Here is a 13,158-nt window from a genome sequence, read left to right on the forward strand (position 1 = left end):
CGATGCCACCCGTCGACTCGATCCTCGCCGTCATCGTCGCGGGCCTCGCCCTCAGCGTCACGCCGGGGCCGTCGATGCTCTACGTCCTGTCCCGCAGCGTCGCGCAGGGCCGTGCCGCCGGGCTGGCCTCGGCGATCGGGCTCTGTCTCGGCGGCATGCTCCTCGCCATCGCCACGGCACTGGGCCTCGCCGCCCTGTTCTCCGTCTTCGAGGGGCTCGTGGTCATCCTGCGCCTCGCCGGCTCCGCCTATCTGGCGTGGCTCGGCATCGGCATGATCCTCGAGGCCCGGTCCAGCGCCCGCCAGGATCTCCGCGTCCGGTCCGTCACGGACCGCTCGTTTTTCGACATCGTGCGTCAGGGCATCTGGGTCGAGCTACTCAATCCGAAGACAGTGCTGTTCTTCGCCCTGTTCCTGCCGCCGTTCATCGACCCGACCCTCGCGGACCCGTCCGGCCAAGGCATCCGGACGCAGATGTTCGTCCTCGGCATCCTGGTCCCGCTCACCGCCATCCCCTCGGACCTGGTCGTCGCCTGGATGGGCGGAAAGATGTCGCGGATCCTCGATCGTCGGCGCACCCTGCGGGAGGTCGTCGCCTGGATCGGCGGCGGCGTGCTCATTGCGATCGCCATAAACCTGCAGCTCGAATGGCTGTTCGTCTGAGCGACCGATCCGCGCACCGACGCTTGACCGCGCCACCACTCCTTCGGCGATCGCGCCGGGTTCCGGTCCCGATCCCATCGTACGGCGTCCGTCCGAAACCGTTTGGCCGCCGCATCGTTGTCGGTGGCAACGGGACGATAGGGAGGGACGAATGGTCGAGACGCTGACGGCGGAGATTTCGGAGGATCTGCAGGAACGCATTCGCCGGCTTCTCGAGCGGGCCTGCGATCCGGAGCGTCCCCTCGCGACGGCCGAAAGCTGCACCGGCGGGCTGATCGCGTCGCTCCTGACCGATATCGACGGTTGCTCGCGGGCCTTCGCGCGCGGCTACGTCGCCTATACGGACGACGCCAAGGCGGAGATGCTCGGCGTGCCGAAGGACCTGCTCGCCACGCACGGCGCCGTCTCCCGGCAGGTCGCCATCGCCATGGCGGACGGGGCGCGCGCCAGGTCCGGGGCCCATTCCGCCCTCTCTGTGACGGGCTTCGCCGGGCCCGCGGGAGAGGGTCAGGAGGAGGGGCTGGTGCATTTCGCTTGTGCCACGAAGGGCCGAAAGACCATGCATCGGGAGGCGCATTTCGGGCCGCTGGGCCGGGGCGGCGTGCGCCTCGCCTGCCTGCCCGTCGCGGTGGAGATGTTCGAGGAGGGATTACGATGAACGATCGCACGGGCCCGGAAAACTTCGCCGCCCTGCACCGGCACGGCTTCGTCCGGATCGGCGCGAGCACGCCGCAGGTCCGGACCGCGGACGTCGCCTTCAACCGCGACGCGATCCTCGCCGAGGCGCGCCGCGCCGATGCGGCCCGGGTCGACCTCCTCGTCTATCCCGAGCTCTGCCTGTCTTCCTACGCGCTCGACGACCTGCTGCTGCAGACCGCCCTTCTCGATGCGAGCGAGGCCGCGCTGGCCGAGATCGTGGCGGCGAGCGCCGATCTCGCCCCCGTCCTTCTCGTCGGCGCGCCGTTGCGCCACGAGGGGCGGCTCTACAATTGCGCCGTGGTGATCTCGCGTGGGAACATCCTCGGCGTGGTGCCGAAATCCTACCTGCCGAACTACCGCGAATATTACGAGAAGCGCTGGTTCGCGCATGGCCGGGGCATCGTCGGGCAGAGCATCCGTCTCGACGGCGGGGACGTTCCCTTCGGCACCGACCTGATCTTCGAGGCGACCGACCTGCCGGGCTTCGTCTTCCATGTCGAGATCTGCGAGGATTACTGGGCGCCGATCCCGCCCTCCTCGGCGGCGGCGCTGTCGGGCGCGACGATCCTCGCCAACCTCTCGGCCTCCAACATCGTGATCGGCAAGTCCGACGAGCGGCACATGCTCTGCCGGTCGCAATCGGCCCGCGCGATGGCGGCCTACGCCTACTCGGCCGCCGGTCCCGGCGAGAGCACGACCGACCTCGCCTGGGACGGTCAGGGCGCGATCTACGAGCTGGGCGACCTGATGGCGGAATCGCAGCGCTTCGCGCTCGAGCCGGCGCTCTGCCTCGCGGATATCGACACGCAGCGTATCCTGAACGAGCGGATGCGCACAGGCACCTTCGCCGATTGCGCCGAGGCGAGCGGGTCGTCGTTCCGCCGCGTCGGCTTCGCGCATGCGCCGCACTGGGAGGATGCCGGCCTGATCCGCCCGATCCGCCGCTTCCCCTACGTGCCCAGCCGGCAGAACCATCTCGACCTCGATTGCTACGAGGCGTTCAACATCCAGGTCGAGGGGCTGCGCCGCCGCTTCGAGGCGACGCGCGGTGACCACATGGTGATCGGCGTCTCGGGCGGGCTCGACTCGACGCACGCGCTCATCGTCGCGGCCAAGGTCTGCGACCAGCTCGGCCTCCCGCGCACGACCATCCTCGGCTACACGATGCCCGGCTTCGCCACCGGCGAGGCGACGAAGGGCAATGCCTGGAAGCTGATGCGCGCCTTCGGCATCGAAGCGGCCGAGATCGACATCCGCCCGGCCGCACGCCAGATGCTGGAGGATATGGGCCACCCCTTCGCCGGCGGCGAGCCGGTCTACGACGTCACCTTCGAGAACGTGCAGGCGGGTCTCCGGACCGATTACCTGTTCCGGCTCGCCAACCAGAACCGCGGCTTCGTCATCGGCACGGGCGACCTGTCGGAACTCGCGCTCGGCTGGTGCACCTACGGCGTGGGCGACCAGATGAGCCACTACGCTGTCAATTCCGGCATCCCAAAGACGCTGATCCAGTACCTGATCCGATGGACCGTGGAGACCGACCAGTTCGACCCTGCCGCCGACGACGTTCTGGAGGCGATACTCGGCACCAAGATTTCCCCCGAGCTGGTCCCGCAGGGCGAGGAGGAGGAGCTGCAATCGACCGAGGACCGGATCGGCCCCTACGAGCTGCACGACTTCTTCCTGTTCCACATCATGCGCTACGGCCTGCCGCCCTCCAAGGTGGCGTTCCTGGCGTGGCACGCCTGGCGCGACGTGGAGCGGGGCCTGTGGCCGATCGGCTTTCCGGACGCGGCCAAGCGGCACTACGATCTTCAGGACATCGCGCGCTGGCTCGAAGTGTTCCTCGAGCGCTTCTTCGCCTTCAGCCAGTTCAAGCGCTCCGCCCTGCCGAACGGGCCCAAGGTCTCGCCCGGCGGGTCGCTCTCGCCACGCGGCGACTGGCGCGCGCCGTCCGACGCGACGGCGGCGCCGTGGCTGGCCGAACTGCGCCAAAGCCTTTCGGAGAACTGACGAAAGTCTTGGCTGCGGTCCCGTAGCCGCCTAGTCTCCGGAACCCGAGGCACCGCGAGGCGGAACGTGGCCCGTCACTTGCATGCTGACGCCGCCCGCGCCCCGACACGACGACGTGCCGAGGCCGTCGTCGAACGTCTAGTAGTTCGTCGGGGGATCGCTCGCCGGAAAGGTCTCGTCCAGGGCCTCGTCCTGCGCGTCCCAGTTCTCCGGCTTGTCGGCCATCGCCTCCTTGCCGGACGGGCGGACCTGCACCGGGGATTCTTTCGGCCCGGGCTTCTTGTTGCCGGCGATTGCCGGCGCCTCGTCCGTGGTGCGATCCTTCGTCCTGTCGTCGTCCATGGAACCGTCCTCCTCGATCTTCGAGCGGTAACGCGGGACCTCGCATCGGGTTGCAGCGAAATGCGGCCGATCGCGCGGGGCGCGACGGCACGGATGTCCCGACGATCTCGGCTCGTTTGCCGCACCGGCAATTCTGCAACCAATTTCGGTCAGGACTGTTCCTGTCCCGCACGTGACAGCAATCAACCAGGGGAACGGCCAATGTACGATCTTGCGGGAGCCTCCGTCGTCATCACCGGCGCGTCGAGCGGCATCGGCCGGGCGACCGCGCGGGCCTTCGCCGCGCGGGGGGCGCGGGTCACGCTGGCGGCCCGCCGCCTCGCCGTGCTGGAAGAGGTCGCACGGGAATGCGAGCGCTTCGGGGGCCGCGCCCTGCCCGTGCAGACCGATGTTGCCGATCCGGAAGCCGTCGAAGCGTTGCGCGACGCGGCGGTCCAGGCGTTCGGCGGGATCGACATCTGGATCAACAATGCCGGCCTCGGGGCGATCGGCGCCTACCAGGACGTGCCGCTGGAGATACACCGCCGAACCATCGACGTGAACCTGATGGGCGCGATGTTCGGGGCCTATTCGGTAATCCCGCTCTTCTTGCGTCAGGGTCATGGTACGATCATCAACACGATTTCCCTCGCGGCCTGGGCGCCGACCCCCTTCGCGGCCGCCTACACCGCCAGCAAGTTCGCGCTGCGGGGCTTTTCGGCGAGCCTCCGACAGGAACTCAAGAAAGCCCGCAGGATCCATGTCTGCGGCGTGTTTCCCGCCGTGATCGACACGCCCGGCGTCACCCACGGCGCGAATTATACCGGGCGGAACATAGATCCCGGACCTTACCTCTATGCGCCAGAGACGGTCGCGGAGACCATCGTGAGCGTGGCGCGCCGCCCGCGGGACGAGGTGCCAGTCGGTTGGCCGTCCCGCGCCGCGCAACGCGCCTACGGATTGGCGCCGCGCGCGACCGAGAACCTCATCGGCGGCATCATGCGGTGGTCCCTCGGGCGGGCCCGCGCCGGTGCGATCTCCGACGGCACGGTGCTGAATCCCGTATTCGACGGGAAGCGGGCGAGCGGCGGGGTCCGGCACGGAAAGGGCATGCCCGACGCGCACCGTCTCAACGTTATGGCTGTAGGGGCGGCCGGCGCGGCCCTCGGGTTCGGCGCGCTTGCCTGGGCGGCGTCGCACCGGCGCCGCTAGCCGACCCTGCGACGGCCCCCGTCCCATGCGAACGCGTTACAGGAAACCGTGGAACCGGACCTTGGACGAGGCGATGGACCGGCATGACGGATGACGGCGCGAGGACCCTGCAGATCGAGGAACCAGGCCGGGTTCCATGGGATGCGGTGATCCTCGGCTGGGGACCGGTTCTGCCGTTTCCGCTCGCGGCGATCTGGCTCTGGTTCGGTGGACCGGACGTGCTGCGTCCGGCGATGCATCTCTGGGGCGCGGCGATCGCCCTGTTCCTGTCCGGCGTCCGTCGGGGGCTCTCCTTCCGCATGCCGGGCGGGTGGACCTGGAGCCAGCTCGCAATGTTCGCCTGGCTTTTCTGGGCAGGCTTCCTCGCGCTGATCCTGCCCGTCGGACCGGCCTTCGCTCTCCTGAGCGCGATCTACGCCAGCCTCGCGGTGCTCGACCCCATCGCCGCGGATCGGGCCGAAGCGCCGCTCTGGTTCCGGCGGCTGCGGCCGGCGCAGATGGGCATCGCGGCCCTGGGATTGGCCGGCCTTTGGTGGTTGTCGTGACGCTCCAACGTCGCGGGCCTGCTCGTGGCCTGCTGAACACCTTGACGCAGGCCTGCCAAAGGCGCTGCGTCTCGTTCGGTCCGAAGGCGCCTCCACACGTTCCCCAGCGTTCTACCCGCCTCGGGTGCCATCGAGCGGATAACCTTGATTAGGTCATCTACTCCCCGCGCAGCGACGGCAAAGGCCGGATTGTTCGTCCGCACGACCTCGATGCCTCCGTTCAGCGAATACTGCGCGCAGGCTCGGCCGCGTGGAGCTGGGCTCGAAGAGCTATGGCACGGGATCGTGGTTCTCCGGCCAGCCGAGCGCGCAGACCGGCATCTTCGAGGCGCCCGGCGCCAACGCGCTCAAGGTCGAAGCGGCGCTGCGCGACAAGCTCGATCGGCTGGCGGAGCGCTTTCCGCATGGGATCGACGAAGAGTTCGCCTTTACCATAGGCACCTTCGTGCAGAAGAGCATCCAGAGCGTCTTCATCACCCTGTCCGTTGCGGTTGCGCTGGTGGTAGCCACCGTCGACCTTTTCCCGCAGCAGTTTCGCACGACGCTTTTGCCCTGCATCGTCATTCCAGTAGCGCTGGTCGGGTCCTTCTCGGTCCTCTATCTGCTCGGCTTCTCGATCAACACGCTCAGCCTTCTAGGCAGGATCTTCGCCGTCGGCCTCGTCGTCGACGATGCGGTCGTGGTGGTCGAGAACGTCACCCGGACGTTGAGGGACAGAGACCTGAAGCCCGGTCCAGCGGTCAAGCAGGCGATGATCGAGGTGACGGGCCCGATCCTCGCCACCACGCTGGTGCTGCTCGGCCTGTTCATCCCGGTCGCGTTCGTTCCCGGTCCGACCGGAAGCCTCTCCAACCAGTCCATGCTGACCATAGCGGCGACGGTCTCGATCTCGTCGCTGACTGCGCTGACCCTCATGCCGGCGCCGTCGCGGATCATGCTGCGTGCGTGCGACGGCCACCGGCAAGGCCGTTCCAGGCCCTCAACCACTGGTTCGAACGCGCCGCCCGCCGCTACCGGCACGGCATAGAGCGGCTGAGAAGATCTGCCGGTTGGTCCCGTCCGGGTTCGGTCTGCTGATCCCGGTCACGTTCGTCCCGTTCCTCCAGCGGCCCGCGGGATTCGTGCCCGAGGAGGATCAGGGCTGTCTCATCGTCGACGTGCAGCTGCCGCCGGGCGCGGCCATGTGGCGGACAAAGAATGTGGTCCTCGAGATCGAGGCGCAGTTCCCCGCCGAACCGGAGGCCGAGGAGAGTGTCACCGTTGCCGCCAACAGCCTGATCGGCGGCGCCTAGAGCTACACCGGCTTCCTGATCCTCCGCCTCGCAGAATGGGGACACCACCGCACGCAACGTCACCGTCCGGCTGCAGGCGGGTCTGCGCGCTAAACCGCACGCGTGGGTCCAGATCATCAACCCGCCGAGCCTGCCCGGCGTGGGGGCGGGGCGACCGCGACGCGCCCGTCGTGGCGACGGGCCTCGTCCTTGCCCGAATGGCGCTGAAGGAGAAGACCGTGGTGACGCATGACGCGGCAGACGCGCTTATGGTTGGGCATGACGAACTCCTCGGCTCGCGCCTGACGCGGCAGGATCGCATGGACCCGACGATAGCCATAGGTTGGCAGCTCGCCGATCACCGCCCTAATCCGGGCGACGAGGTCCGCATCTGATGCGGGCGGGCGACCGCGGCGGATGATAGAAGCGGTAGGACCCGACTTTGCCTGCTCCCCCACGTTCGAGCAAGCAACGCCCAGTACCTCGCACACGGCGCTCACCCAATGCCCGGCAGGGCATGCTCGCATGCCCGAGAGGGGGAACCTCCCGCGGGCCATGATAGCACAAGTTAGGGACGCTTCTTGGGGACGGCGACATCGAGCGCCTCGCGCAGGATCTCCGCTTCCATGGTCTTCTTGCCCAGCAGACGCTGGAGTTCGCAGACCTGGTTCTGCGCCGTGCGGTGCTCGGAGGCAACCACGACCCCCTCGCGGGCATTCGTCGCCGCGAGGGCGCATCGCGCCGCCAGCTTGCGCCAAGCGAAGAGCTGGTCGGGCTGGACGCCATTGCGGCGCGCCATCAGGCTTACCGTGACGCCGGGCTCGTACGTCGCCTCGACCATCGCCAGCTTCTCGGCCGGCGACCACCGGCGGCGGCGCTACGGCTCGATCAGGATCCCGGACCATGGGATGTGGCCAGTCATGGTGGGAACAGTACTCCTACCCCTTAGCAGCCTGCTGAAGAAGTCGCCGGGGTGGAACGATCTCCTCGGGACAGGGCCGGTTGCCTGAGCTTCCGGCCTGTCAGCGTGAACGGTATGCCCGGCTGATGCCGCTTTTCGGCTTCATGGGGCTAGCAATCAAAGCAACCGGGCGAGGTTGTTGGCTGCCATCGTCAGAATGGAGCAAGAACGCACCCGCTCGACGCCGCGATAGACGGTCTGGGCCATGACGCCGACGGGCCCAGCCGAATGCCTCTTCGATCCGCTTCCGGTGCCTCAGGGATAGGTCATAACCCCTGTGCCGGGTGATGCGCCCGTCAATCGCTGAATATATCGCCTTCCGGGCGATATGCGGTGTCACGCAGGCCTGTCGCAGATCAGCGACAAACCTGGCAGCGTCATATCCCTTGTCCGCTCCGAGGGTCAGCTTGCAGGTCGATCCCGGGGAGTGGCGATGGACCATGTCGAGCGCGGCACGCCGTTCGGCATGGCCGTCCGCTTCGATAAGATCGCCTTGGACGATCAGGCCACTGCGGTTCTCCATCAGCGCATGGCCGATGAAGCATAGCATCGCCCCGGTGCCGGGCGACTTCCTGTAGAGCCGGGCGTCCGGGTTGGTCGTCGAGACATGGGTGGCATTCGAACGCTTCTCACCCCGAAAGTCGCCCTCGGCGTTGCGGTGTTGGCGGGTGGGACGGGGTATCGGGTCGGTCTCGGTTTGGGTCTGTGCGGGCTGCTCGGCTGCAATCGTGTCTGGCGCGGGCGGGTCGCCCGGCCCCTCGTCATCGGGCGGTGCGACCTCAGGCTTCGGCTGAATGTTCTTCATCGAAGCCCAGGCTTTGACGAGCGTGCCGTCGACCGAGAACCGAAGGACCGCGCAGCGAAATGCTCGTCCGACAGGAGCGGCGAGACCTCCCGGTGTGCCAGGATCGCCGCCATGACCTTGCGCGACATCTCGGTCGTCAGCAGTCGGTCGCGGTTCTTCGTGAACACCGTCGGCCTGCGGCCCGGGGCTTCGCACGTTCAGGGCTCGCGCCCTTCACCCCAGACCTGGTCGTCGATGCCCAGCCCCACGAACCAGCGGAACAGCAGGTTATACTGCATCTGCTCCATCAGCTGCCGCTGGGAGCGGATTGAGAAGAGGATCTGGAGCAGGCTGGCCCGGATCAGGCGTTCCGGCGCAATCGAGGGGCGACCGAAACCGGTATAGAGCGCTTCAAATCGGTATCGAGACTGGCGAGCGCGTCGTTCACCACCTGCCCGATCTTGCGCAGGGGATGCCGTGCCGGAATGCGCGCCTCCAGGTCAACATAGCTGACCAGCGATCCGCTCGTCTCATCTATGCCGCGCATCACCGCCCTCCGCCCTGGTGGCCCAAAGAATGAATCATGTTCCTGAAACCGGGTCGAAGCCCGACTTCTTCAGCAGCATGCTAGGGAAGTGGAAGACCCTGTCCGGTCAATTTGGGGGCAGCTTCATTGTCGGCCAAGAACGCGATCCCGTTCGTCGCCTTCGCCGAAGAGGCGCGACAAGACGGCCCGAGCCCCGCCGAACCGGCGGCCAGGGCCGGGGAGCTGCGCCTGCGCCCGGTGCTGATGACGGCCCGCAGCTTCATCCGCGGCGTGCTCCCCCTCGCCTTCGCCAGCGGCGCCAATGCCTAGACTTCGATCGGGATCACGGAGACCGGCGGCATGGGCGCGGCGACAATCCTGACCCCCTTGGTGACGCCGGTCCCCTACATGCTGGCCGCCCGCCTCCGGGGCAATCGGGCGGGTCAAGGACAAACCGACTGAAGCGGGTCACGCGCGCGTCGACATCCGCGGCAGACGCGCCTGCGGCACGCCGGGCCGTTCCCGACCTCCCCGAGCCAGAGATCCACGGACCGGCAGACCGCAGAACCCTCGCCGAGAATCAAGCCGGACACGGTCCCGCCTTCACCCCAAGCTCGGCGCATCTCATCCGATATCCGCTCGCGCCACGCCCGTCGCCTTCACCAGCGCCCAGATCACGCGACCTTCGCTCAGGTCCAGCGTCGCGGCCGATCGCCGCGTCACGCGGGCCAGCAGATGCCCCTCCCCGATCGCCAGTCGCAGCATGACGCCCGGCCCCTGCCCCGGCTGCGCCGACGCCACCGTGCCCGCCAGCACGTTGAGCGCCGACACGCCCCGCGGCCGTTCGGTCGCCACGATCACGTCCTCGGCCCGGATGCGGAGGCGCAGCCGCGACCCGACCCCGCCCGCGCCCACGACCTGCACCGTCCCGACCGCCGTCTCCACAGCCGCGATCCCGTCCGCCTCCGAGACCACCCGCCCCGTCAGGACCGCCCCCGCCTGCGACGGCCCCATCAGCGCGGCGACCGACGGGTCCGAGAGGATCTCGCCCACCGGCCCGGCGCGCGCCACCTGGCCGTCGCGCAGCAGGACCAGCGTGTCGGCCAGCCGCGCCACCTCCTCGACCGCGTGGCTGATATAGAGGATCGGCACGCCCGCATCCCGCACCCGTTCCAGCCAGGGCAGGACCCGGTCGCGGCGCGGCCCGTCGAGCGCCGCCAGCGGCTCGTCGAGGATCAGGAGCCGCGGCCGCCGGAGGAGGGCCCGCCCGATCGCGACCCGCGCCGCCTCCCCGCCCGACAGGCCGGCCGTGCGCCGTCCCAGCAGGTCCCCGATCCCCAGCATCTCGCAGACGTCCCCGGGATCGGCCCCCCGCGGCGCCCCGTAGAGCAGGTTTCGCCGCACGTTCAGATGCGGGAACAGCCGCGCCTCCTGAAAGACGTAGCCGATGTCGCGCCGGTGCGGCGGCAGGTCCGTGCCAGGGCCGAACAGCACCCGCCCGTCGAGCGCGATGCGCCCGGCATCGGGCCGCGCCAGCCCCGCGACGCAGCGGGCGAGCGTCGTCTTGCCGGCCCCCGAAGGCCCGAAGATCGCCGTCGTGCCCGCGTCCGCCTCGAGCGCCACGTCGAGCGTGAAGGCCCCGACGGACCGCTGCAGCGCGACCTCCAACATCAACGCCCCGCCACGCGCGCGGCGAGCCGTGGCGCGAGCCAGTTCGACGCCAGCACCGCGCCGACCGCGACGAGCACCGCCACGACGACCATGCCGCGCAGCCCCGGCGCACCGCCCGGCACCTGCAGGAAGGCGTAGATCGCCGCGGGCAACGTGCGCGTCTCGCCGGGGATCGAGGCGACGAAGGTGATGGTCGCGCCGAACTCCCCGAACGCCTTGGCGAAGCCCAGCGTCACCCCGGCGAGCAGGCCGGGGGCCGCGAGCGGCAGCGTGACCGTGAGCCAGACCCTGAGCGGCGAGGCCCCCAGCGTCGCCGCCGCCTCCTCCAGCCGCGGGTCCACCGCCTCGAAAGCCAGCCGGATCGCCCGCACGATCAGCGGAAAGGCCATGATCGCCGCCGCAAGCGCCGCCCCGGTCCAGCGGAAGGCGAGCCCGAGACCCAGCGGCTCGAGCACCGCGCCCAGCGGTCCCGACCGCGAGAACAGCAGGAGCAGCGCGTAGCCCGTCACCACCGGCGGCAGGACGAGCGGCAGGTGCACCGCCGCGTCGAGCAGGCCCTTGCCCCGGAACGTCCCCCGCGCCAGCAGATGCGCCACCCAGATCGCCAGCGGCAACGAGACCAGCGTGGCGGTCAGCGAAACCTTCAGCGACAGCGCGAGCGCCGACAGGGCGTCGGGCGGCAGGTCAATCAAGAGGCGAAGCCGTGGCGCGCGAAGACGTCGCGCGCATCGACGACATGGTCGAGAAAATCGCGCGCCCCGGCCGCGGTCCCGGCGACCACCGCGCCGGGATAGGCGATCGGGTCATGCGCCTCCGACGGGATCTCGGCGGCCACGCTCACGCCGCTCCCGACGATGTCGGACCCGTAGACCAGCCCGAAAGGCACGTCCCCCCGCGCGACATAGGCCAAGGCCGCGCGAACGTCCTCGGCGTAGAGCATTCGCTGCGCGAGGGCCTGCCAGAGCCCAAGCGCCTCGAGCGCGTCCTGCGCGTAGCGGCCGGCCGGCACCGACATCGGCTCGCCCATCGCGATGCGTCCGTCCGCGCCCAGCCTGCCGAGGATCGCCGCGGCTTCCAGCGGCACGGGACCGCCCCCCGGCGGGCCGGCCATGACGAGCCGGTTGGTTGCGACCGACACCGGCGTGCCGTCGAGCACGCCCTGCCCGGCCAGCCAGTCCATCCAGTCGACCGCCGCCAGCAGGACGACATCCGCCGGCGCCCCGGCCGCGACCTGCCGCGCCAGCGTCCCGCTCCCGCCGTAGGACAAAGCCACGGGCCCGTCCCAGGCGGCGGCGATCTCGTCGAGCGCGGGCTTCAGCGACGCGGCGGCGAAGATCGTCAGCGGCGGCGCCTGCGCGCCCGCGCGGAAGGGGCCGGCAACGAGCATTGCGGCAAGAAGCGCGCGGCGGGTGACGTCAGAACGGATGCGGCTGGCCATCGAACGTCTCGAACCGGCCCGAGCTCTCCATATCGAGCGCCTCGAACCGGTCCCACAGGCCGCGCGCCGATTGCTCGGCCGTCACGCCGGCGGCCGCGCCGCCCATATCGGTCTGCACCCATCCGGGATGGTAGATGCCGACCGCGATGCCGCGATCCTTCAGGGCGGTCGCGAGATTGGCGCCGATATTGGCCGCGGCGGCCTTCGAGGCGCGATAGGCGAAGCCGCTCGACCCGGTGCGTTCGGAGGAGCCCATCTGCGAGGAGACGATGGCGATCCGCCCACCCTCGGAGAGATTGGCAAGCTGCGCCTGCACGGTCAGGATCACGCCGGTCACGTTGGTGTCGAAGGTGTCGCGCAGCTGCTCGGCGGTCACGTCCTCGATCCCGGCCGAGCGGTCGAGATAGACGCCCGCGTTGCAGACAAGGAAATCGATCGCGCCGGCCGCCCGCGCCGCCTCGGCCTGCGAGGCCGGATCGGTCACTTCGAGCGTGAGGCCCGCGCCGTCGCGCGTCGTGCCCAGCACCTCGTGGCCCCGCGCCACCCCCTCGGTGACCAGCGCGGCGCCGACCCCGCGGGACGCTCCCGTGACCAGTGCGCGCATCAGTTGGTCTTGGCCTTCGGCATGAAGGGCAGCGGCGCGATCGGCACGCCGTCCTCCAGAAGGCTGCGCACCTCGCGCGCATTGGCTTCGCCGTAGATGGCCTTGTCGGCGCGGCGATCCTCAGCCTGCGCGGCCTCGTGCAGGGCGCGTGCCTCCGTGGCGAAGCGGCCTCCGACATAAGTCGCCTCGCTCTCCACCTTGCGGCGGAACGCCGCGATCTTCGCCTCGAGCGGCGTCTCGGACGCATCCTGGCGGCTGCCGACCTTGGGCGCCATCAGCGATTTCGAGACATCCGTCGACCCGCAGGTGGCGCAGGACAACATTCCCTTCGCGGCCAGCCCGTCGAACGCGTCGGCCGACTGGAACCAGCTCTCGAAGGCATGTCCCCCGGCGCAACGGAGTGCGTAACGGATCATCGTGGCTCCCCTCTGAAAGACCTATTCAAGATAAG

14 protein-coding genes and 2 pseudogenes are annotated in these 13,158 nt (G+C 69.4%); 8 read left to right on the plus strand and 8 right to left on the minus strand.

Annotated features, from left to right (window positions below; all coding sequences use genetic code 11):
• Window positions 1–2 precede the first annotated feature (2 nt).
• From Q1A87_RS09325 to Q1A87_RS09335, 3 genes are all read left to right on the plus strand, one after another.
• Complete coding sequence (locus tag Q1A87_RS09325; RefSeq protein WP_299650169.1) at window positions 3–662, plus strand: LysE family translocator; 660 nt, start codon at window positions 3–5, stop codon at window positions 660–662.
• Between the two features lie 151 nt (window positions 663–813).
• On the plus strand, window positions 814–1,320 hold the full coding sequence (locus tag Q1A87_RS09330; protein ID WP_299650172.1) for a CinA family protein: 507 nt from the start codon (window positions 814–816) through the stop codon (window positions 1,318–1,320).
• Window positions 1,317–3,374, plus strand: coding sequence for an NAD(+) synthase (locus Q1A87_RS09335; protein ID WP_299650175.1), 2,058 nt, complete (start codon window positions 1,317–1,319; stop codon window positions 3,372–3,374). Before Q1A87_RS09330 ends, Q1A87_RS09335 begins: the two co-directional genes overlap by 4 nt.
• Before the next feature lie 138 nt (window positions 3,375–3,512).
• On the opposite strand, the gene Q1A87_RS09340 is transcribed toward Q1A87_RS09335, so the two are convergent.
• Complete coding sequence (locus Q1A87_RS09340) at window positions 3,513–3,716, minus strand: hypothetical protein (RefSeq protein ID WP_299650178.1); 204 nt, start codon at window positions 3,714–3,716, stop codon at window positions 3,513–3,515.
• A gap of 201 nt (window positions 3,717–3,917) precedes the next feature.
• Here Q1A87_RS09340 and Q1A87_RS09345 point away from each other — a divergent pair, with 201 nt between their 5' ends.
• From Q1A87_RS09345 to Q1A87_RS09360, 4 genes are all read left to right on the plus strand, one after another.
• Window positions 3,918–4,907 carry an SDR family oxidoreductase gene (locus Q1A87_RS09345; protein WP_299650181.1) on the plus strand — a complete coding sequence of 330 codons (990 nt, stop codon included), beginning with the start codon at window positions 3,918–3,920 and terminating at the stop codon, window positions 4,905–4,907.
• Between the two features lie 83 nt (window positions 4,908–4,990).
• Window positions 4,991–5,452, plus strand: coding sequence for a DUF3429 domain-containing protein (locus Q1A87_RS09350; protein ID WP_299650184.1), 462 nt, complete (start codon window positions 4,991–4,993; stop codon window positions 5,450–5,452).
• 250 nt (window positions 5,453–5,702) lie between these two features.
• On the plus strand, window positions 5,703–6,479 hold the full coding sequence (locus Q1A87_RS09355) for an efflux RND transporter permease subunit (RefSeq protein ID WP_299650187.1): 777 nt from the start codon (window positions 5,703–5,705) through the stop codon (window positions 6,477–6,479).
• A gap of 22 nt (window positions 6,480–6,501) precedes the next feature.
• The gene (locus Q1A87_RS09360) at window positions 6,502–6,744 is read left to right on the plus strand and encodes a hypothetical protein (RefSeq protein ID WP_299650190.1); all 243 of its coding nucleotides are present in this window, start codon (window positions 6,502–6,504) and stop codon (window positions 6,742–6,744) included.
• 149 nt (window positions 6,745–6,893) lie between these two features.
• Here the strand turns inward: Q1A87_RS09360 and Q1A87_RS09365 are convergent.
• Window positions 6,894–7,645 (minus strand): annotated as a pseudogene (locus Q1A87_RS09365) (transposase); the annotation flags it as partial.
• A 156-nt stretch (window positions 7,646–7,801) separates the two neighbouring features.
• Window positions 7,802–9,015, minus strand: a pseudogene (locus Q1A87_RS09370) (IS5 family transposase).
• Between the two features lie 126 nt (window positions 9,016–9,141).
• Here Q1A87_RS09370 and Q1A87_RS09375 point away from each other — a divergent pair.
• Window positions 9,142–9,324: an efflux RND transporter permease subunit gene (locus tag Q1A87_RS09375; RefSeq protein ID WP_299650193.1), complete on the plus strand. Its 183-nt coding sequence runs from the start codon at window positions 9,142–9,144 to the stop codon at window positions 9,322–9,324.
• Window positions 9,325–9,618: 294 nt separating this feature from the next.
• Here the strand turns inward: Q1A87_RS09375 and modC are convergent, their stop codons facing one another.
• The 5 genes from modC to Q1A87_RS09400 are packed head-to-tail and all read right to left on the minus strand — an operon-like array spanning window position 9,619 to window position 13,123.
• A complete protein-coding gene (gene modC / locus Q1A87_RS09380) occupies window positions 9,619–10,665 on the minus strand; it encodes a molybdenum ABC transporter ATP-binding protein (RefSeq protein ID WP_299650196.1) in 1,047 nt (348 codons plus the stop codon).
• Window positions 10,665–11,357 (minus strand): molybdate ABC transporter permease subunit, encoded by a 693-nt coding sequence (gene modB, locus Q1A87_RS09385; RefSeq protein ID WP_299650199.1) that lies wholly within the window; start codon window positions 11,355–11,357, stop codon window positions 10,665–10,667. Before modB ends, modC begins: the two co-directional genes overlap by 1 nt.
• Window positions 11,354–12,103 carry a molybdate ABC transporter substrate-binding protein gene (gene modA / locus Q1A87_RS09390; RefSeq protein WP_299650202.1) on the minus strand — a complete coding sequence of 250 codons (750 nt, stop codon included), beginning with the start codon at window positions 12,101–12,103 and terminating at the stop codon, window positions 11,354–11,356. The genes modB and modA overlap by 4 nt, the downstream gene beginning before the upstream one ends.
• Window positions 12,081–12,707 (minus strand): SDR family NAD(P)-dependent oxidoreductase, encoded by a 627-nt coding sequence (locus Q1A87_RS09395; protein ID WP_299650205.1) that lies wholly within the window; start codon window positions 12,705–12,707, stop codon window positions 12,081–12,083. Before Q1A87_RS09395 ends, modA begins: the two co-directional genes overlap by 23 nt.
• Window positions 12,707–13,123, minus strand: coding sequence for a DUF1178 family protein (locus Q1A87_RS09400; protein ID WP_299650208.1), 417 nt, complete (start codon window positions 13,121–13,123; stop codon window positions 12,707–12,709). The genes Q1A87_RS09395 and Q1A87_RS09400 overlap by 1 nt, the downstream gene beginning before the upstream one ends.
• Window positions 13,124–13,158 lie beyond the last annotated feature (35 nt).

Origin of the sequence: uncultured Jannaschia sp. (assembly GCF_947494055.1) — a bacterium.
In the GTDB taxonomy this organism is placed as follows: Bacteria; Pseudomonadota; Alphaproteobacteria; order Rhodobacterales; family Rhodobacteraceae; genus Jannaschia.